The following is an 18,400-nucleotide window of genomic DNA, read 5'->3' on the forward strand; positions in this document are numbered from 1 at the left end:
ACGGGCCCACGCTAATGCATCTCCAGCACCGCAATTAATGACGGCGAAGGAACGACGATGCGCTTCAGGCTGGACAACCTCACCCGCCAGTTCGGAACCAACAAGGCCGTTGATTCCGTGACACTCGAGATCCCGGCCGGACAGATGGTCGGCGTGATCGGACGCTCGGGTGCTGGCAAATCGACGCTGCTGCGCATGATCAACCGCCTTGTCGACCCCACGTCCGGCAGCATCCGCTTTGGCGACCTCGAGATCTCCGGCCTGCATGGCGCAGCACTCCGCAATTGGCAGCGTGATTGCGCTATGATCTTCCAGCAGTTCAACCTCGTGCCGCGCCTTGATGTCCTGACAAACGTGATGCTTGGCCGTCTGAACCATCGTTCCACGGCGCTTTCCGTGTTGAACATCTTCTCCCGCGAAGAACGCCTGATGGCGATTGCGGCCCTGGAGCGCTTGGGGATCGAACAGACGGCACTGCAGGCAGCCGGCACGCTTTCGGGCGGTCAGCAGCAGCGCGTGGCAATCGCCCGCGCCCTCATGCAATCGCCGAAGATGATCCTGGCCGACGAACCGATCGCCTCGCTCGACCCGCTGAACGCCAAGATCGTGATGGACGCGCTGCGCGACATCAACGAGCGCGAAGGCATCACCGTCATCACCAATCTGCACACGCTCGATACGGCCCGCAATTACTGTGAGCGGATCATCGGCATGGCGCGTGGCCGCGTCGTGTTCGACGGCACGCCGTCTGATCTTACGGCCGAGGCTGTCCACGAAATCTACGGCGCCGACCAGCATGGCGCCGGCATCGACGAGACCATGACCTCGACGAGCATCACCTTTGCGCATCAGGACAACGAACAGCGCAAGACCTCATCCGCCGGCCTCCGCCCCCTCGCAGTTGCCGAGGCCTGAGCCGCGACGATCGCAGGCCCTGCGACAAGGGCAAGACGTCAAGACACACCCTCATCCTACCAAACAGGAGATGAACTCATGTTGAAGAAGACCCTGCTCGCTACGGCAGCACTCGTCGCTCTGGCTTCCGGCGTCCACGCCGAAGACCTCAAGGAATTCCGCATCGGCATCCTCGGCGGCGAAAACGAAGCCGACCGCCTGCGCAACTTCCAGTGCATGACCGAAAAGCTTCCGTCGGTTCTCGGCGTTGAAAAGGTCTCGCTCTTCCCGGCCGCCGACTATGACGGCGTTGTCCAGGGCCTTCTCGGCGGCACGCTCGATTACGCCGAACTCGGCGCATCCGCCTTCGCCAAGGTCTACCTTGCCAAGGCTGACGCCGTGGAGCCGATCCTGACCACGGTCCAGACCGACGGCTCCAGCGGCTACTACTCGATCATGGTTGCCCGCAAGGATTCGGGCATCACCAAGACCGAAGACATCAAGGGCAAGAAGCTCGGCTATGCCGATCCGGACTCCACCTCCGGCTACCTCGTGCCCCTCGTCACCCTGCCGGAAGCTCTCGGCGCTCCGGTTGACCAGGTTGTCGCCTCCACCGGCTTCGGCGGCGGTCACGAGAACCTCGTTCTCGAAGTCGTCAAGGGCACCTTCGACGTCGGCACCACCTGGGGTTCTGGCGTTGGCGAGTTCAAGGACGGCTACACCTCCGGCAATCTGAAGAAGATGGTCGACAAGGGCATCCTGAACATGGACGACCTCGTCGAAGTCTGGAAGTCCCCGCTGATCCCGAATGGTCCGGTCGTTGTCCGCACCTCGATGAACGACGACATGAAGACGAAGTTCAAGCAGTTCATGATGGACCTGCCGAAGTCTGACCCGGCCTGCTTCTCGGCTATACAGGGCGGCGACTTCGCTGGCTTCACCGAAGTCAACGTCGACTTCTACAAGCCGATCATCGACGCCCGCAAGGCAACCATCGGCGGCTGATTGCCAACGAGTTAAAGAGACCGCCGGTCGGGAAACCGCCGGCGGTCTTTCCTTGAAGTCTTTTCCAGAGGAATTGCGGTGATGGCCATGACGGCGACACAGCCCATCTTGAGCGAACGCGGCGCAGCCGTCGAGCGCCACTGGCAGGAACTCGCGGCCAAGCGGCGCATGTATACGGGCCTTGGCGTGGTGGTCCTGATCATGGCGGTGACCGGTTCACTCTGGTTCGCCAACGAGACCAATTCCGGCAAGTTTTTCGACCGTCTTCCGTATCTCTTCGGTTTTATCGGCGATCTGGCGCCTCGTGATGGCTGGGAGATCTGGCGTGCCATGTTTGACCTGCCCTCGCCCTATGACGATGGTAGCCTGAAATACAATTATCCCGAGGGACGGCTCTACATCACCGAGAGCCTCTACATCCCCGAATATTTCCATAAGATGCTCGAGACGGTGAACATCGCATTGCTGTCCACCGTGATTGCGATGATCTTCGGCTATGGCCTCGCTTTTCTCGCCGCAAAGAACACCATGGCGAGCAACTGGGTCCGCTGGCCGGTGCGCCGTTTCATGGAAATCCTGCGTGCCTTTCCGGAAGTCGTCATCGCCGGCTTCTTCCTGGCCATCCTGTCGCTCGGCCCCATCCCGGCGATCATTGCTGTCACGGTCCACACCATCGGCGCACTCGGGAAGATGTTCTTCGAAGTCATCGAGAACGCCGACATGCGACCGGATGAAGGTCTGAGGGCCGTTGGCGCAAACTGGTTCGAGCGCGTCTGGTTTGCGATCACGCCTCAGGTCATGCCGAACTTCATGAGCTATTTCCTGCTGCGTCTCGAGATCAACGTCCGCGCCTCGACGATCATCGGCGCCGTCGGCGGCGGCGGGATCGGCGAAGCGCTCCGTCTTTCGATTGGCCAGGGCCACGAAGCAAAGACCCTCGCCATCGTGCTTCTCCTTCTGTCGACCGTCATTGCTGTCGACCAGTTCTCAGCCTGGCTGCGCCAAAAGCTCGTCGGCGATCAGGCCTTCCAGTCGGTCACGTGAGGTTCCCATGTCGATGATCAACACCGCCGAATTGAACCGTCTGGCCGAGCGTTATCCGCAGGTGCTGGAGCGTAGTCTCTGGCAACGCTACCGGATCCCCTTCTCGATCGGCATCCTGGCCTTCTACCTCCTGTTCTGCTGGTGGTTTTTCGCCATCGGCAAGACCATCTCCCAGGCCAATTGGGGTATCGCCGGCAACTATCTGGCCGACTGGGTATCCTACGAAATCAGACCGGAATTCGACATCGATCGGGATGGTGCCATCACCGTCACCTATCCCCGTTTCGACCCGATCGGCCCCAACCCGAATCCCGACTGGATCGAGACGACGCGCGAAACGATCACCCGCACAGAGCCGGCGCCCTCTGCGGCAGCGGCTCCGGCGCCGAGCGTTGCGAAACCGAGCTCCACGTTCAGCTTCATGACGTCGCCGACGCCCCAGGCACAATCCGGGACAGCTCCCACAGAAAACGCGGTAACCGCGCCAAACGTGGCGACTGAAGAGGTCATCACGGAAGCCCGGATTGCACTGTCTGGCAGCGCCCGGATCGACCTTGCCGGAGAGCGCGTGATGCTGGTGCGCGGCGATGAAACCGTGACACTGCTGCTCGACCAGCAGCGGGACACGGTCACCATTGAGGGCAGCAGCGCTGACTGGGTGGAGCAGCGCCTCGAAGGCGGCCGAGTCATCGCTTACTTCGGCTCGGCCGGCTGGATCGACGTGTCGTCCGATCGCGTCCGGGTGCGCAAACGCTTCTTCGGTTGGGAAAACTTTGTCTTCGACACCAACTCGCCCTTCTTCGGCCTGTCCGCCGGGCAAGTGTTCGACAAGGTGACCTCCAGTGACCGCATCGATCCGAAGATGAGCAATCTGGCACTCGCCTGGAACAACATCCTCTACAACGCCTCCTGGCAGCATCTGGACGTCTGGACCAAGCTTCTGCAGACCATCGTCATGGCCTTCATGGGCACTCTGCTCGCCATGCTGATCGCCTTCCCGCTCTCCTTTGTCGCGGCCCGCAACATCACCCGCAACCGGCCGATCAACCAGATCACCAAGCGCTTCTTCGACTTTGTACGATCCGTCGACATGCTGATCTGGGCCTTGTTCTTTACCCGCGCCTTCGGCCCCGGGCCGCTTGCCGGCATTTCAGCGATCTTCGTCACCGATACCGGCACGCTCGGGAAACTCTATGCCGAGGCGCTGGAGAACATCGACGACAAGCAGCGCGAAGGCGTCAAATCGGTCGGCGCCCCGGCAGCGGCCGTCCAGCGCTTCGGTGTGCTGCCGCAGGTGATGCCGGTATTCGCCTCCCAGGCCCTCTATTTCTGGGAATCGAACACACGATCGGCAACCATCATCGGCGCGGTCGGCGCAGGCGGCATCGGTCTCAAGCTCTGGGAAGCCATGCGCACCAATTCCGACTGGGAAAATGTCGCCTACATGGTGCTCCTGATCCTGATCGTGGTGTTCATTTTCGATGCCATCTCCAATAGCCTGCGCTCGCGCCTGATAGGCAAGAGTCGCCACTGATTTTCGGCACGCGGGGTCACCATCCCGCGTGACCTGATACGAAAGACATACACTTGCGCTACGCCCTCTATTTCACCCCCTCCGCAGACGATCCGCTGAACCTGACAGCAGCGGAGTGGCTCGGACGCGATGCGTTCAGCAATGCCGAGTTCCGAAGGGTCGCGGAAGATGATCTTGCGGCAGACGAACTTGAGGCTTTGACCGCCGATCCCAGACGCTATGGCTTTCACGCGACGCTCAAGGCGCCTTTCCATCTTGCAGATGGACGGAGCGAAGCGGAACTCACAGGAGCCATCGAGGCCTTCGCTGCAAGGACATCGGCCTTCGACATCCCGGCGGCCATCGTCGGCCAGCTGGGTCACTTCTTCGCTCTGGTGCCGGACAGGCTCTATCCGCCTCTGCAGGATTTCGCAGCCAGCGTTGTGGAAACGTTCGAGCCGTTTCGCGCGCCGCTTTCGCAGTCGGATATCGAAAGGCGCAAGCCGGACAGCCTGCCGCCGCGTGAGCGCGAAAACCTGATGCGCTGGGGCTATCCTTACGTCTTCGACGACTTCCGCTTTCACATGACGCTGACCGGGCCCGTGCCAGAAGCCAAGGCACCGCTGATGGCTGGCATCCTTGCCCATCGCTTTGCCGATTTCATCGGACGCCCCCTGCGGATCGACGGGCTCGCCCTCTTTGTCGAGCCCGAGCGCGGCGCTCCCTTCCTCGTCCATTCAAGGCTGCCGCTCAAGGCCGCCCAACAGAACGGCTGATCCCATGTCCGAACAGATTTTTTCCAACGCCCGCATCATCCTCGAAGACCGGATCGTCGACGGCAACCTCGTGATCCGCGACGGCAAGATTGCCGCCATCGACGAAGGTTCGAGCCGCACCGGCGAGGACTTCGGCGGCGACTACCTGATCCCCGGCCTCATCGAACTGCACACCGATCACCTGGAATCGCATTATTCGCCCCGCCCCGGCGTGCGCTGGCACATGACATCGGCCATCCAGGCGCACGACGCCCAGATCGTCACGTCTGGTATCACCACCGTCTTCGACTGCCTGCGCATGGGCTCCGACGAAGACGGCGGTTTCGACAAGGGCGAAATGCGCGACATGGCCGATGCCATCCAGGCCGCCGAACGCGACGACCGGTTGCGCGCGGAACACCTGATCCACCTTCGCTGCGAAGTCGCCTCCGACAACGTGCTCGAACACTTCGCCGACTTCGCGCACGACCCGCATGTCCGTCTCGTCTCGCTGATGGATCACTCCCCGGGCCAGCGCCAGTTCCAGACGATGGAACAGTACACGCTCTACTACAAGACCAAGCGCGGCCTGACGGACGAGCAGTTCGCCCGCTTTGTCGAAAGCCGCCTTTCGCTGTCGGAGCGCTATTCGGCCCTGCATCGGGATACCCTCGCCAAGGCCTGCGCCGAACGCGGCATCACGGTCGCAAGCCATGACGACGCAACGCTTGCCCATGTCGAAGAAGCGAAGGGACATGGCGTAAAGCTCGCCGAGTTCCCGACCAGCATCGAGGCAGCCGAAGCATCTCACCAGTCCGGCATGAGCGTGCTGATGGGTGCTCCAAACGTCGTGCGCGGCAAGTCGCATTCCGGCAACATCGCCGCCCGTGACCTCGCCAAACGCGGCGTGCTCGATGTCCTCTCGTCCGACTACGTGCCGCTGAGCCTGCTGCATGCGAGCTTCGTGCTCGCCGACGAAATCAAGGAGATATCTCTTCCTCAGGCTGTCGCCATGGTGACTGCCACGCCGGCACGCACCGTCGGCCTCGCCGATCGCGGCCGAATCGAGCCAGGCCTGCGCGCCGATCTCGTCCGCGTCCGCCGCGATCAAGGTGTTCCGGTTATCCGCGCCGTCTGGCGGGAAGGGCGGCGCGTAGCATGATGGGACACCCCGTCGAAGAGCGAAACGCCGAAACCTCCGCTGGCCTATTCGTGGTTGTGGTTGGCCCAAGCGGTGTCGGCAAGGACAGCCTGATCGACATCGCCCGCGATCATTTCGCAGGCCGGCAGGACCTGCGCTTCGTCCGGCGTATTATCACAAGACCTCAGGAGGCAATGGGTGAAGACCATCTTGCAGTCAGCACCGAGGACTTCCAGACACTCGATCGTGCCGGAGCCTTCGCCGTAAGCTGGCATGCCCACGGCCTAGACTACGGCATCCCTGCGGATGTGCATGACGATCTCGCCGCCGGTCATGTCGTAGTCGCCAATGGCTCCCGCTCCGCGCTTCAGGGATTTCGATCAGCCTTCCCGAGGCTGCTTGTGATCAATGTGACAGCACATCCGGAAGTCCTGGCCGAACGCCTGGCGGCCAGGGGACGAGAAACCCGCGCCGACATAGAGGCCCGCCTTGCACGTGCAACCGCCCCCCTGCCGACAGATCTCAACGTCGCGACAATAGACAACAGCGGCGAACTGGCTCTAGCCGGTCGGACTCTGGTAGACCTGATCCAGCGGCAACTCCAGCACCGCTGATCAGGAGCCCTCCGACCTCTGGGATGTGTCCACCAGCAGCGTTCCCATGGGCAGGAGATCGCCGCCTCGCTTCTTGCGCAGCAGCCCCCACAATCCGTCGGGCAAGGCGAGCGCAAAGAAGATGGCGGTGAAGCCGAGTCCGAAGAGGTACCAGACGCCATAGCTGCTGAATGTCTCCTGCAGCGCAAAAAAGATCAGCGCACCGAGGATGGGCCCTTCGAAGGTCCGAAGCCCGCCAACGAGAACCATGAACAGCATGAACACCGTCCAGTGCACACCGAAATTCGTGCGCGGCAGAAAAGTGATCGCGCTTGCGAGCCAGATCGAGCCCGCCAGTGCGGTCCCGAATGCGGCGAGGACAAAGATGATCCGCTTCGTCTGCATCACGGACACCCCAACCGACAGGGCTGCCTCCTCGTCGTCGCGCACCGCCTGAGCCGCACTGCCGATTTTCGATCGCAGCACCCTGAAGGACAGGATCAGGAAGCCGGCCATGGCGACAAGACCGAGCCAATAGATCACGTTGCGACGCAAATCGGGCGCATAAGCGTTGAGGGCGATCAGTGAATTGCCTGTGTCGCCTTGTACGAGGGGATCGAACATCACGCAGATGCGCACGACTTCAGCGATCACCCAGGTCGCTATGGCAAATTCACCGCCCCTGAGCCTCAGGGCATAGAACGAGATGGGGATGGCGACTGCCCCGGCGATGAAGGCTGCCCCCACGAGGGCGAGCCACGGATTGACGCCCCACTCGACGAGGCGCAGCGTCAGATAGGCACTGAGCCCGAAAAAGGCCTGCTGGCCGACCGAAACGAGGCCTGCGAAACCGGCGAGCAGGTTCCAAACGACGGCAAGCAGGATGTAGATCCATAGTGTCGTCAGCTTCTCGACCGCAATCGCCGGCATGACGAGCGGAACCACCGCCAGCACGATGAGCAGTGCGCCTGCAGTCCACACTGTGCGCAAGCCCTCTGGCGTCCAGCGTTGGAATTCGAAACGGGAATCAGTCATGCGCGCCCTCTTCTCAGCAAACGTAGGAAACTGGAGAACTCCAGGGATCCGGAGCCTTTCAACCGCCACCAGAGCACGCTTAGAAACACGAGGTGCCCCGAGAGCTGGAAGAGCTGCGGCGAGAGCATCGCCCCAAGACTCTGAGCGACACCGAGCACGATCCCGCCGGCAAGCGTGCCCCACAACGAACCAATACCGCCGATGACGACAGCCTCGAAGGCAAAGATCAGTTGCGTTGGGCCGGTATAGGGATTGATCAGTGAGCGCATGGCGAGTGCCGTGCCGGCCAGACCGGCCAGAACCATCGCAATCGCAACCGTTGCACGTTGGATGAGACGCGCATCGACACCGGAAAGCTCGGCAGCCTCCTCATCGACCGTGGTGGCCCGCATCGCCCGCCCGAGCTTGGTGAAGCTGAGCAACAATTGCAGCGAGACGAGAACGACGACAGCAGCCAGGAAAATGTAGACGGGCAGCTTTCCGATCGAGATGTCGCCGGGCAGCTTCCACGAAGCCCATGCGAGATTTCCGATGAAGTTCCCGAGGGATTTCACATCTGAGGAGAAAACACCGTAGATGCCGTTCTGGATGACGGCCCCGAGACCGAATGTCGTCAGGAGGGGCAAGAGAAAGCCACCACGCATCGTACGTCCGAACAGCATGGCCTGGAGCGCCCATCCGAGGACAGCCATGACAGGCAGCATCAGAGCGATTGCCCAGATGACCGGCAAGTGCCAGACGGCGACGAGATGGACGACAAGATAGGCGGCCAGAATGGCGAGGTCGCCATGCGCCAGGTTGAGAAATCGCGTGACACCCAGCATCAGCGACAGACCTGCCGCAAGGATCGCGTAATAGCCGCCGAGCAGCACGCCCTGAATGATGGCTTCAAGCATGCGACACCCTCCCTTCTCCACCCGTGTTGTCGAGACCGAAATAGGCATTGGTGATGTCGTCATGGCTGAGCTCGGCTGCGGCACCTTCGAGCGTGATGAGCCCTTCCAGCATGCAGACGATGCGATCAGCGAACCCTGTCGCCCGGCGCAGGTCCTGCTCCACGACGACGATCCCGGTCTTCCCGCTGGCCTTGAGCTGCGCGAGTGATTCGTAGAGACCTTCGATGGCGATCGGAGAAAGGCCGAGAGACACCTCGTCCATGATCACGACATCCGGATTGGTCATCAGCGCGCGGCCGATCGCCACCGCCTGTCGCTGACCACCGGACAGGTTCCCCGCCAGCGAGCGGAGGACCGGCTTTAGTGCCGGAAGGGCATCAAGCACGGTGTCCATCGTCCACTCACCCGGGCGGCCATGTTCACCGGCAACCTGCAGGTTCTCGCGCACGCTCATGTCCGGAAAGAGCCTGCGCCCCTCCGGAACCATCGCCAGCCCCGCAGCCACACGCTTCGACGGACGTAGCGTGGAGATATCCCGTCCGTTCAGGAAGACCGACCCTGTCATGTCGGTATGCACCCCGGTGATCGCCCGAAACAGAGTTGTCTTGCCCGCCCCGTTCGCCCCGATGACGCCGAGCACCTCGCCCCTGCGGACCTGGAACGATATGCCCCTGACCGCCTGCAGGAGACCATGTCTGGCTTGGATGTTCCTGACTTCAAGCATGCTCTTCGATACCTCCGAGATAGGCGGCCATGACCGAGGGATCCCGCATGACGGCCTGAGGATCCCCCTCGGCAATGATTTCCCCGACACTCATGCAGATGAGGCGGTCGATCACCTTCAGCAGAGCGTGCAGGATATGCTCGATCCAGATAATCGAGAGACCGTCCGCTTTGAGTTCGGAAATCAGACCGACCAATGTGATCAGTTCAGCCTCGGTCAATCCGCCACCGATTTCGTCGAGCAGCAGAACCCGCGGCGCCGTGGCCAGAGCCCGCGCAAGTTCGAGTCGCTTGCGGTCGAGGAGACCGAGGGCTGCGGCAGGACGGTTGGCCAGAGCCGACAGACCGGTTCTTGTGAGCGCCTCGGCGGCGCCACGCTCCGCCGCCCCGGCAGGCAGACCAGAACCGTGCTGCGCCGCCACCAGCGCGTTTTCGAACACCGTCATGCCAAGAAAGGGCCGAGGCACCTGGTGGGTGCGGCCGATTCCAGCAAGACATCGCGCGGCCGCGTCCTTGCCGACAAGACTTTCGCTTGCGAGGCTGATCGATCCGGCGCTCGGTGTCAGCGAGCCGGCGATCAGCGAAAACAGCGTGGTCTTACCCGCCCCGTTTGGGCCGACGATCCCCAGCGCCTCGCCCTCTGCCAGCGAGAAGCTGACATCCTTGACCGCCTGAAACGCTCCGAAACGCATGCTCAGAGAGGCTCCCGACAAGATGATTCCCATAGATCCTTTACCCCGCTACCTCGCGATAGAACCTCGGCGCGGACACGGCGCCGCGCCGAGGTTGCTTCGTGTCAATCAGCCCAGTTCGAAGGGTTGGAGCGGCGCGGTGATCGGCACATCCGGGACGAGCACATTGGAGGTGACCTCCAGCGTGAAGGGAAATTTCCCGCCCTCCTTCATCATCCATTGCGTTCCAACGAGACCGGTGGCGGCGCAGTTCGGAACAGGTCCAGCGGTGAAGTCGACAATTCCCGTGGCAGTCTCGACTTTGAGACTTGCCAAGGCAGCAGCGACCGCAGCCTTGTCCTTGGGATTTCCGGATGCCTTCAGCGCCCCGATTGTGGCATCGAAAAGCGCCATCTGCGCCCCGACCTGCTGGCTCCAGGGCTTGCCCGTCGCCTCTTCGAAGCCGTCAGCCAATTCGCTGCAGGTCTTGCCGGTAACGGGTGAAACGAACGGAAAGGCGCGATGCCAGTAGGCGCCGGCGGCGATCCCGTTACCAAGCTCCCCCAAAACCTCAAGTTCTGGTTCAAAGAGGCCGGCCTTCGCCACCTGCATGATCTTGACCCGCTGAGCGAGCCCTCTCTGGGCGGCCTGGCGCCAGAACACAGGGAAATCCGGCGGGAAGGGGAAGGAATTGACGATCTCCACCCCGGCATCGAGGAACGTGGAAATCTGTGCGGAGAAGTCGGTCAAACCGTTTTCGTAAGGGCCGGCATCGGTGACCGTGAAGCCTGCCTTTTCCAGCGCCGGGATCATGATGGCGCGGATGGCATTGCCGTCGGCATCGTTCGGCAGGAGAACGCCAACCTTCTTGTTGGTCTCGATCTTCGACCACTGGTCGGCATAGACGGCTGCAAAGTCCGATGCGCCGAACGAGAAGTGATAGGTCCACTTGAACGGCGACGGTGCGCCGGGCTTGGCGCCACGACCGAAATAGACGGCCTCCCAGGGAGCCACGGTTGAGATGCAAGGTACGCCGCCGGCCTCGGACGCATCGGCGACCGGATTGATCGTTTCCGGCGTGGATGAGGTCATCACGATGTCGACCATGTCGGAGGAAATCAGTTCCTTCGCCACTTTCGAACCCGTCACCGGATCGGACTGCGTATCCTTCAGAACGAAATTCACCGCATAGGTCTTGCCACCAATCTCCACCCCTCCCGTCAAGGCGGCATTGACCAGTGAGAGGACGTACTCATCAGCTTCGGCGAACGCGCTAAGGGGGCCGGAGCGTGCGTTCACCCAGCCGATATTGATGGTATCACCCGATGCAAAGGCACTCCGGACGAAGGCGGGCGCTGCAAGCGCTGCAACCACACCACCCGCAGCCATGCCGGCTCCCTGCAACAGTTTACGGCGTGTGGTTTCAACTTTCATTTCATTCATCGTAATCCTCCCGAGATTCAATGGTGCGTTGGAAAAGAGTTTAAGTGGACGGATCTGGCGACCGAACCGAGTAACGCCGCAAACCATCGTCGCCGCAGCGAAGAGCGGCAGCGCACATGTGCGGAGAGATCGGACAGAGACCGTCCCGCAGGGACACGCGATGATTGACGTACAGGACTGACAGGCCTCCCAAACCCTTGCTGCGGGAAGTTTCAGGCATGGCTCCGCCCCCATGGAAGTCGGCCACGTTCGGCTGCCCAGGCGACATATGCGTTACTGCTGATTCCTCCGAGCCGCCTCCTCAAGCGGTTCGCCTGATAATCTGCAACAGGCGTGCCAGTTGATCACACCGACAACACGCAGTGGCGTATGGTCTGCTGCAGCGATTGAAAGAATTGATTTTTTGCAATTCAGCCCTGGATGCAGGCATAGCTTCAGGGGCCCGGAAAAATTCACTATATAGTGAAATTCATCTATATTTTCATCAAATTCGAGTCCGACATCCGGAAACCCGCAAGTGGATCGGCGGCCCGCCGGTCGTTCGATCACTGCAGCCGGAACGCTGAATGGCACCGAACCATGGCCACCTGTTGACAACGTGCGGACTTGGTATGGGGATGCACGAGCCCTACCTCAGTCGCAGGATCCAGTTGGCGAACAATCGACAGGCCTCCCGCTCGCGACTTCTGGCGGGCACCACCAGATAAAAGGCCTCTCGCGGGACGTACTCACCGCCCTCAAGAGCGACAAGCCGACCTTCCCGAATGAGGTCGCCGGTATTGGAATGCCAGCCCAGCATGACACCCTGTTGGGACAGGGCAGCCTGGGTCGCCTGGACATAGTTGGAGAAGTTGCGACCACGCAATCGATTTTCCGGCAGACCGAGTCGTTCGAAATAGTCCTTCCAGGACAACCAGGTCGGATCAGTCTTGACCACATGGAGAAGCGTCGCGTGCCTTAGATCTGAGAGTGAACGCGGCGGGTCGTGAAGGGCGGGGCTGAACACCGGAGCGAGCCTCTCGTCAAACAGCTTGGTCACATCGCCGTCCTCCCATGCTCCAAGGCCATAGCGGATGACCATGTCGACACCATGGGTGACGTTGGGACTGTCGATCGTGGTCAGAACGTTGACTGCAACCTGCGGGTGGTCTGCGTAGAACCCCGCCAGGCGCGGCATCAGCCAATAGGTTGCCGTTCCCACAGTGCAACCAATCGTAACGGAGTTTTCGTCCGTGCCGTGTTCAGCTTGAGCACGCTCGATCGCCTCGGCAATACGGCTCAAGCCCTGAGAAACCCCGGCTCTCATGATTTCGCCCGCCGATGTCAGGGAAACCGGTCGTGTCCCGCGGTCGTACAAGGTGACGCCGATATGCTCCTCCAGCGCACGGATGGCCTGACTGATCGCCGGCTGGGTGACATTCAGTTCGCGGGCAGCACCTCGGGTACTGCCGCATCTGTTGACTGCATCGAAAACGGTTAGCAGCCTGAGAGGAGGAATGGCCGAGGGCATTCAGTATAATCCTGAGCTTATTCTACAGGTAGTTTTTCCAGCATTTCCAATGGAGCGATGTGAGCATAACCTATGCTCACAGGGACTTCCATCAGGAAGCACCGGAGATCTAGAATAAGCTAGGGATGGCTGTCATGAACACGCATTTTCTGCATCAGCAGGCTGTCGTATTGCAGGAAAACGGTCTCCAGCTACAGCTTAGCGCGGACACCACGGCCTATTTCAACTACTACTGGCTGCGCGACAACTGCTCGTCCTCATTCGACAGGACAACGCGCGAACGCAGCTTCGATATCTTTCACCTTGAACAGCCACCGCGTGCGGCTTCGGCAGAGGTCGACGGAAAGGACCTCGTCATTTCATGGGCCAACGAAACACACGTTTCGCGCTACCCCCTCATCATGCTTGCCGACTATGTCAGTGGAAAGCATCGCGCCGACCCTGCGGACCTTGCACGCAAGGCATGGTTCAGCGATCACTATCCTGAGATCCCGCGTTTCTCTCAACCCGAGCTTTTGAAAGACAAGCAGCTGGTCGCCGAGTGGATCAGGGCCATGATTGTCGAGGGTTTGACGATTGTCACAGACATGCCAGACAGCGATCAGGGGCTGACGGAGACTGTCAGGCTCATGGGGCATGTGAGACCGACCTTCTTCGGCGAGTATTTCGACGTGAAGACCCACATCAACCCGACCAACACCGCTTACACGGCGAAAGCACTTGAGCTGCATACGGATACGCCTGCCGAGGAATACGCACCGGGGATCCAGTTTTTGCATTGCCGCGCCAATTCCGTGCAGGGCGGGTTGAGCATCTATTCGGATGGCGTGGCAGTGGCCAACGCATTCCGGACGATCGATCCCGAGGGCTTTCGCCTGCTCAGTGAAATCGACATCCCCTTCTATTGCGAGCATGATGACTACGACATGCGGTCCCGCCAACGGGTGATCGAACTGGATCAGCATGGCGAGGTATCGGGACTGACCATCAGCCAGCATATGGCGGACATCTTCGATCTGCCTCAGACCCTGCTGGACACCTACTATCCCGCCTTCTGCCGCTTCGGAAAGATGCTGCAGGATGATCGCTTCATGATGCGTTTCATGATGAAGGCGGGTGAGTGCATGGTGTTCGACAACCACCGGATCGTACATGGGAGGCTCGCCTATTCCGCGACCAGCGGTGACCGTTATCTGCGCGGCTGCTATGCCGATCGGGCGGAAATGCGCTCGACCTATCGTGCGCTCGTCTCGGAAGGACGGTTCAAGGCATGAGCCATACTCCCTTGAAGAATGACGTGGCCGAACCGCAGGAAGTGGCCCTGTTGCGACAGGAGCTCGCGGCTGCATTCCGCATTTGCCATCGCTTCGGCTGGAGTGAGTCCGTTGGCAACCACTTCAGCGCGGCCGTCTCTCCGAGCGGTCGGAAGTTTCTGCTGAACCCACGCTGGCAACATTTCGCCAGCATAAAGGCCAGCGACCTCCTCCTTCTTGATGCCGATGATCCCGATGTGATGACGGGTCCGAATGCGCCCGATCCCTCTGCATGGGTGGTTCATGGCACCTTGCATCGCATGTTGCCCGAAGCCCGCGTGATCCTGCACTGCCATTCCCCCTATGCATTGGCGCTGGCCTGTCTCAAGGATCCGACAATGCTGCCGCTCGACAACAACACCGCCCGCTTTTTCGGGCGTATCGGTTACGACCTGGAGTTCGGGGGCATCGCGGACGCGCAGGAGGAGGGAATACGCCTTGCCCGCATGATGAAAGGCAAGTCCGTTCTGGTCATGGGCAATCACGGAGTGTCGATCGCAGGAGAAACCGTGGCGGACGCATTCGAAGACCTCTACTTCTTCGAAAAGGCGGCTCAGACCATGATCCTCGCGCTCTCTACGGGAAAACCGCTCTCCATTCTCTCCGACGAGGTGGCGCAGGCGACCGCAGATGGCTGGGGACCCTATCGTGGCATGGCAATTCGCCACTTCGACCATCTGAAGTCGGAGCTTGAGCGTGACGACCCGAGCTACAAGATGTGACATCCGTGCCGCCGGACACGCCATGGCAGGCACCCGACATGATCGCCGCCCACACGCGGCTTGAGATGATCAGGTGCGTCGCGGTGGTGGCGGTGTGCCGAGCCACTCGGAAGGCGGGCCAAATGATCTGATTGCGGCAGATCCCGTATCTGCGAGGTAACCCTTCGCGGAACGTAACCGGAGATCTGGCATGCTCCTGCGCCGGCAACTTTTGCTGACTTCACTTCTCGCCCTTTCGCCTCGCGGCGCAGCGGCCGCCGATCCGTGGGCGGCTCTGCGGGCAGGGACCTGCTTTGTGCTGCTGCGGCACGCCACGGCCCCGGGCACTGGCGACCCGCCGGACTTCCATATTGGGGACTGCAGCACGCAGAGAAACCTCTCCGCCGACGGCCGTGCCCAGGCGCTGAGGATCGGCGATCCTGTTCCGGGCCAATGGCATACCGCAAGCCAGCATCTTTTCGAGCCAGTGGTGCCGCTGCCTGGAGACCGCTGCGCTTCTGCATCTCGGGCCAGTCGCCGAACAGCCCCTCCTCAATTCGTTTTTTGGCAGACTGCAGGATGGACGTGAGCAGACGGACGCTCTCCGCGCGTGGCTTGCAAGCCGGCGACCGGAAACCCCATCCGTACTCGTAACACATCAGGTCAACGTCACGGGATTGACCTCGGTCGTACCTGCCAGCGGCGACCTGGTATTTACGGCCCTTGACGCTGGCGGAAAGATCACGGTGATCGGCCGGCAATCCGCCGGGGCATGAAAGTCAGAGATTTGCGGCAAACCCAACGCGCGGGCGTGATGAAAGGCCTCGCATTAAGGATAGGCATGGCAACAGTCCGCATATAGCCCGGCGGATGCGACGGGAGCGTGTCCCGACAAATCTATGATCGCCGAACATCCTGAGGTCAGAAAGTCCAAAATCCATATGGATATCACCGCAGGCGCGCGAGTGGAGTGCCCAGCTTCTCCAACACCGCGTGTAATCGAGGTCACGGCACAATCCTTGAAATCATGTTAGCGTTGTCCGGCTCTCGATGGAGATGTGTGGAACAATGGACATATTGAGGTCAAAACTGGATGATCAGGCCTATGAGGATGCGATCCTCTACTGCGCCAACAGCATCCTGCCGATGCATCTCGGCGAAAAGCTGATCAACAAGATCTTCGGTCGCAATCTCCAGTCCCATGCCGCAGGCCTCCTGGCCGTCATGCATTGCGAGGCAGAACTGGGAATAGGCGACCGTCCGACCCTGACGCGGATCCAGGCGGAGATGGGGCGATCCCGCACCTTGTCCGGCTTCTTTGCACTCCTCCGCTTTGCCGGCTTCATCGAATCTGTCGATCATGATCAGGATCGCCGTGCCAGGGTCCTTGTGGCCAAACCACCCCTCCTGGACGGGTTGAAGACGTGGCTATCCCACCATCTGGCCTGCGCCGAGGTCGCCGGTCTCGTGCCGACCGGAACCGCTCACCGGATCAAGCATGATGACGAGTTCGCGCTGCGCTACATTGCGGCCGCCCGGCTCATGCTCGGTCACGTTCGAACCTATCTGGCCGGCACTGGGGCCTGGCCATGGTTCGACAGCTTCGATTGCGGCGATCGCATCGCGCTCGCGCTCGTCAGAGCGCATTACGAGCATCCGGGCGACATCGGGCAGCGCTGGTTTTCGATCGAATCACGACACCTGTCCGATCGGTTGGGGATTTCCCACTCTCATCTCCGCAACGTCCTGAACGCAGCAGAAAGCTCTGGTTTCATTCTTCAGGAGCGCCGTAGTCACCGCACGGCACTGACCCCGCGCATGCTGGATGATATACGCGACTTTCACCTGAAGTTCTGGGGCTGGGCGGGCGAGACGGCTGACCAGGTCGAAACCGGATCGCAGCGTTCGGCCTGATTCTGCGCCGGATTACCCTTCTACCGGCCTGTGGTGCTTGCACTATCGCTGCAGCGCAATAAGCTCTGCGGATACAATGGCTCCGAGGGGTATGAATGCAAGAGACACACGACACCAGCCAGCTCGAGATGGTTGTACTGATGACGCCTGACATGGCGAATTTTTCCGGCAAGGTACACGGCGGAGCCCTGCTCAATCTCCTCGACAGGGTCGCCTATTCCTGCGCTTCCCGTTACTCGCAACAATATGCGGTCACGCTCTCCGTCGATCAGGTCGTTTTCCGCCAGCCGATCCATGTCGGCGAACTCGTGACCTTCCGGGCCTCGATCAACCACGCAGGTCGCACCTCCATGGAAGTCGGCATTCGCGTAGAGGCCGAAAACATCCGGACCGGCGAGCGGCGGCATACCAATTCCTGCTACTTCACCATGGTTGCCGTCGATGCCGAAGGCAGGCCGACAGCCGTTCCCACCTATGCTCCACAGAGCGAAGTCCGCAAGCGTCGGCAACGTGCCGCGGAAACACGCCGGGCGCTGCGCCTCGAATTCGAGGCACGCTTCAAGGAAGCAAGTCAAACTGCCGATGAAGCGCATTCGAACGACTAAGCGCAGCACTTCAGGGTGCCGGACAGCTCGTCCTTAACCGAAAGACATTCGCGATGTCGAAGGCGGCATAGCCGACCCCGCTCGGTACCATCAGGTACTGACGGCCTGATAGGCGCGACGGAAATAGACAAGCGCCGCTTCCCGATCGCCGGCCTTCACATCCACAACGCGGCACATAAGGATGAAATGTGTGCCGACTTCAACAGTCTCTGTCACCTCGCAGTCGAATGACACGAGAGCGTCTTCGAGCAGCGGTGCGCCCGTCTGGCCCGGCGTCCAGCGGGCGGCAGCAAATCTGTCCTCCATAGGTGTCTTGCCACCGAAGAGAGATGAGACGGCTTCATGGCCGGGTGCCAGCGCGTTGACCGACACGACCTTGTTTTCCAGCACCGCCGGCGTCGCAGAGCTGGCCCGGTTGAGGCAAACCAGCAAAGTCGGCGGATCGTCGGTGACACTGGTGACGGCGGTTGCGGTGAAGCCCGCGCGGCCTGCCGGCCCGTCCGTTGCAATCAGGTTCACGGCTGCGGCAAGCGAAGCCATGCCGTTGCGGTAAGTTTCGCGCGTTACGGGCGGCAGAGGGAGCCTGGAGCCCAAGGGAGCGAGATGAAGCTCTGTCATGACGGATCCTTGTCTTTGGGTTGAGG

Annotated in this window: 18 protein-coding genes; 11 read left to right on the forward strand and 7 right to left on the reverse strand. The window is 61.0% G+C overall.

Annotated elements, in window-relative coordinates; translation table 11 throughout:
- Positions 1-57: 57 nt before the first annotated feature.
- From phnC to phnN, 7 genes are all read left to right on the forward strand, one after another.
- The gene (gene phnC / locus J2045_RS08705) at positions 58-915 is read left to right on the forward strand and encodes a phosphonate ABC transporter ATP-binding protein (RefSeq protein ID WP_102021083.1); all 858 of its coding nucleotides are present in this window, start codon (positions 58-60) and stop codon (positions 913-915) included.
- Positions 916-993: 78 nt separating this feature from the next.
- Positions 994-1,899 carry a phosphonate ABC transporter substrate-binding protein gene (gene phnD / locus J2045_RS08710; protein WP_307371722.1) on the forward strand — a complete coding sequence of 302 codons (906 nt, stop codon included), beginning with the start codon at positions 994-996 and terminating at the stop codon, positions 1,897-1,899.
- 81 nt (positions 1,900-1,980) lie between these two features.
- Positions 1,981-2,943, forward strand: coding sequence for a phosphonate ABC transporter, permease protein PhnE (phnE, locus tag J2045_RS08715; RefSeq protein ID WP_307371726.1), 963 nt, complete (start codon positions 1,981-1,983; stop codon positions 2,941-2,943).
- Positions 2,944-2,950: 7 nt separating this feature from the next.
- The gene (gene phnE / locus J2045_RS08720) at positions 2,951-4,477 is read left to right on the forward strand and encodes a phosphonate ABC transporter, permease protein PhnE (RefSeq protein ID WP_307371728.1); all 1,527 of its coding nucleotides are present in this window, start codon (positions 2,951-2,953) and stop codon (positions 4,475-4,477) included.
- Between the two features lie 53 nt (positions 4,478-4,530).
- Positions 4,531-5,232, forward strand: coding sequence for a DUF1045 domain-containing protein (locus J2045_RS08725; RefSeq protein WP_307371730.1), 702 nt, complete (start codon positions 4,531-4,533; stop codon positions 5,230-5,232).
- 4 nt (positions 5,233-5,236) lie between these two features.
- Complete coding sequence (locus J2045_RS08730) at positions 5,237-6,373, forward strand: alpha-D-ribose 1-methylphosphonate 5-triphosphate diphosphatase (protein WP_307371732.1); 1,137 nt, start codon at positions 5,237-5,239, stop codon at positions 6,371-6,373.
- Complete coding sequence (phnN, locus tag J2045_RS08735) at positions 6,370-6,966, forward strand: phosphonate metabolism protein/1,5-bisphosphokinase (PRPP-forming) PhnN (protein WP_370873051.1); 597 nt, start codon at positions 6,370-6,372, stop codon at positions 6,964-6,966. The genes J2045_RS08730 and phnN overlap by 4 nt, the downstream gene beginning before the upstream one ends.
- Here the strand turns inward: phnN and J2045_RS08740 are convergent, their stop codons facing one another.
- The 6 genes from J2045_RS08740 to J2045_RS08765 all read right to left on the reverse strand — a co-directional run bounded on the left by J2045_RS08740 (position 6,967) and on the right by J2045_RS08765 (position 13,223).
- The gene (locus J2045_RS08740) at positions 6,967-7,980 is read right to left on the reverse strand and encodes a branched-chain amino acid ABC transporter permease (RefSeq protein WP_307371735.1); all 1,014 of its coding nucleotides are present in this window, start codon (positions 7,978-7,980) and stop codon (positions 6,967-6,969) included.
- Positions 7,977-8,876, reverse strand: a complete 900-nt coding sequence (locus tag J2045_RS08745) for a branched-chain amino acid ABC transporter permease (RefSeq protein ID WP_307371738.1) — start codon at positions 8,874-8,876, stop codon at positions 7,977-7,979. The genes J2045_RS08740 and J2045_RS08745 overlap by 4 nt, the downstream gene beginning before the upstream one ends.
- Positions 8,869-9,600 (reverse strand): ABC transporter ATP-binding protein, encoded by a 732-nt coding sequence (locus J2045_RS08750; RefSeq protein WP_307371741.1) that lies wholly within the window; start codon positions 9,598-9,600, stop codon positions 8,869-8,871. Before J2045_RS08750 ends, J2045_RS08745 begins: the two co-directional genes overlap by 8 nt.
- Positions 9,593-10,291: an ABC transporter ATP-binding protein gene (locus J2045_RS08755; RefSeq protein ID WP_307371744.1), complete on the reverse strand. Its 699-nt coding sequence runs from the start codon at positions 10,289-10,291 to the stop codon at positions 9,593-9,595. The genes J2045_RS08750 and J2045_RS08755 overlap by 8 nt, the downstream gene beginning before the upstream one ends.
- 108 nt (positions 10,292-10,399) lie before the next feature.
- Positions 10,400-11,713, reverse strand: a complete 1,314-nt coding sequence (locus tag J2045_RS08760; RefSeq protein ID WP_307371746.1) for an ABC transporter substrate-binding protein — start codon at positions 11,711-11,713, stop codon at positions 10,400-10,402.
- Between the two features lie 628 nt (positions 11,714-12,341).
- A complete protein-coding gene (locus tag J2045_RS08765) occupies positions 12,342-13,223 on the reverse strand; it encodes a LysR substrate-binding domain-containing protein (protein WP_307371748.1) in 882 nt (293 codons plus the stop codon).
- Positions 13,224-13,357: 134 nt separating this feature from the next.
- Between J2045_RS08765 and J2045_RS08770 the strand changes: the two genes are divergently transcribed.
- The 4 genes from J2045_RS08770 to J2045_RS08785 all read left to right on the forward strand — a co-directional run bounded on the left by J2045_RS08770 (position 13,358) and on the right by J2045_RS08785 (position 17,756).
- Complete coding sequence (locus J2045_RS08770) at positions 13,358-14,497, forward strand: TauD/TfdA family dioxygenase (RefSeq protein ID WP_307371750.1); 1,140 nt, start codon at positions 13,358-13,360, stop codon at positions 14,495-14,497.
- Entirely contained in the window at positions 14,494-15,258 is a 765-nt protein-coding gene (locus J2045_RS08775) for a class II aldolase/adducin family protein (RefSeq protein WP_307371753.1), read from the forward strand. The genes J2045_RS08770 and J2045_RS08775 overlap by 4 nt, the downstream gene beginning before the upstream one ends.
- Positions 15,259-16,305: 1,047 nt before the next feature.
- Complete coding sequence (locus J2045_RS08780) at positions 16,306-17,151, forward strand: hypothetical protein (RefSeq protein ID WP_307371755.1); 846 nt, start codon at positions 16,306-16,308, stop codon at positions 17,149-17,151.
- A gap of 95 nt (positions 17,152-17,246) precedes the next feature.
- Positions 17,247-17,756, forward strand: a complete 510-nt coding sequence (locus tag J2045_RS08785; RefSeq protein ID WP_307371757.1) for an acyl-CoA thioesterase — start codon at positions 17,247-17,249, stop codon at positions 17,754-17,756.
- Positions 17,757-17,846: 90 nt separating this feature from the next.
- On the opposite strand, the gene J2045_RS08790 is transcribed toward J2045_RS08785, so the two are convergent.
- Positions 17,847-18,374, reverse strand: coding sequence for a flavin reductase (locus J2045_RS08790; protein WP_307371759.1), 528 nt, complete (start codon positions 18,372-18,374; stop codon positions 17,847-17,849).
- Between the last annotated feature and the right edge of the window lie 26 nt (positions 18,375-18,400).

The organism is Peteryoungia aggregata LMG 23059 (assembly GCF_030814435.1).
Classification (GTDB): domain Bacteria; phylum Pseudomonadota; class Alphaproteobacteria; order Rhizobiales; family Rhizobiaceae; genus Allorhizobium; species Allorhizobium aggregatum.

What these genes read in the sequence shown, in the direction of transcription:
- J2045_RS08785 (WP_307371757.1), top strand. Translation starts at nt 17,247, where the DNA reads ATGCAAGAGACACACGACACCAGCCAGCTCGAGATGGTTGTACTGATG.
- J2045_RS08755 (WP_307371744.1), bottom strand. Translation starts at nt 10,291, where the DNA reads ATGCGTTTCGGAGCGTTTCAGGCGGTCAAGGATGTCAGCTTCTCGCTG.
- phnN (WP_370873051.1), top strand. Translation starts at nt 6,370, where the DNA reads ATGATGGGACACCCCGTCGAAGAGCGAAACGCCGAAACCTCCGCTGGC.
- phnC (WP_102021083.1), top strand. Translation starts at nt 58, where the DNA reads ATGCGCTTCAGGCTGGACAACCTCACCCGCCAGTTCGGAACCAACAAG.
- J2045_RS08760 (WP_307371746.1), bottom strand. Translation starts at nt 11,713, where the DNA reads ATGAATGAAATGAAAGTTGAAACCACACGCCGTAAACTGTTGCAGGGA.
- J2045_RS08780 (WP_307371755.1), top strand. Translation starts at nt 16,306, where the DNA reads ATGGACATATTGAGGTCAAAACTGGATGATCAGGCCTATGAGGATGCG.
- J2045_RS08750 (WP_307371741.1), bottom strand. Translation starts at nt 9,600, where the DNA reads ATGCTTGAAGTCAGGAACATCCAAGCCAGACATGGTCTCCTGCAGGCG.
- J2045_RS08775 (WP_307371753.1), top strand. Translation starts at nt 14,494, where the DNA reads ATGAGCCATACTCCCTTGAAGAATGACGTGGCCGAACCGCAGGAAGTG.
- J2045_RS08790 (WP_307371759.1), bottom strand. Translation starts at nt 18,374, where the DNA reads ATGACAGAGCTTCATCTCGCTCCCTTGGGCTCCAGGCTCCCTCTGCCG.
- phnE (WP_307371726.1), top strand. Translation starts at nt 1,981, where the DNA reads ATGGCCATGACGGCGACACAGCCCATCTTGAGCGAACGCGGCGCAGCC.
- J2045_RS08740 (WP_307371735.1), bottom strand. Translation starts at nt 7,980, where the DNA reads ATGACTGATTCCCGTTTCGAATTCCAACGCTGGACGCCAGAGGGCTTG.
- J2045_RS08770 (WP_307371750.1), top strand. Translation starts at nt 13,358, where the DNA reads ATGAACACGCATTTTCTGCATCAGCAGGCTGTCGTATTGCAGGAAAAC.
- J2045_RS08730 (WP_307371732.1), top strand. Translation starts at nt 5,237, where the DNA reads ATGTCCGAACAGATTTTTTCCAACGCCCGCATCATCCTCGAAGACCGG.
- J2045_RS08765 (WP_307371748.1), bottom strand. Translation starts at nt 13,223, where the DNA reads ATGCCCTCGGCCATTCCTCCTCTCAGGCTGCTAACCGTTTTCGATGCA.
- phnE (WP_307371728.1), top strand. Translation starts at nt 2,951, where the DNA reads ATGTCGATGATCAACACCGCCGAATTGAACCGTCTGGCCGAGCGTTAT.
- J2045_RS08745 (WP_307371738.1), bottom strand. Translation starts at nt 8,876, where the DNA reads ATGCTTGAAGCCATCATTCAGGGCGTGCTGCTCGGCGGCTATTACGCG.
- phnD (WP_307371722.1), top strand. Translation starts at nt 994, where the DNA reads ATGTTGAAGAAGACCCTGCTCGCTACGGCAGCACTCGTCGCTCTGGCT.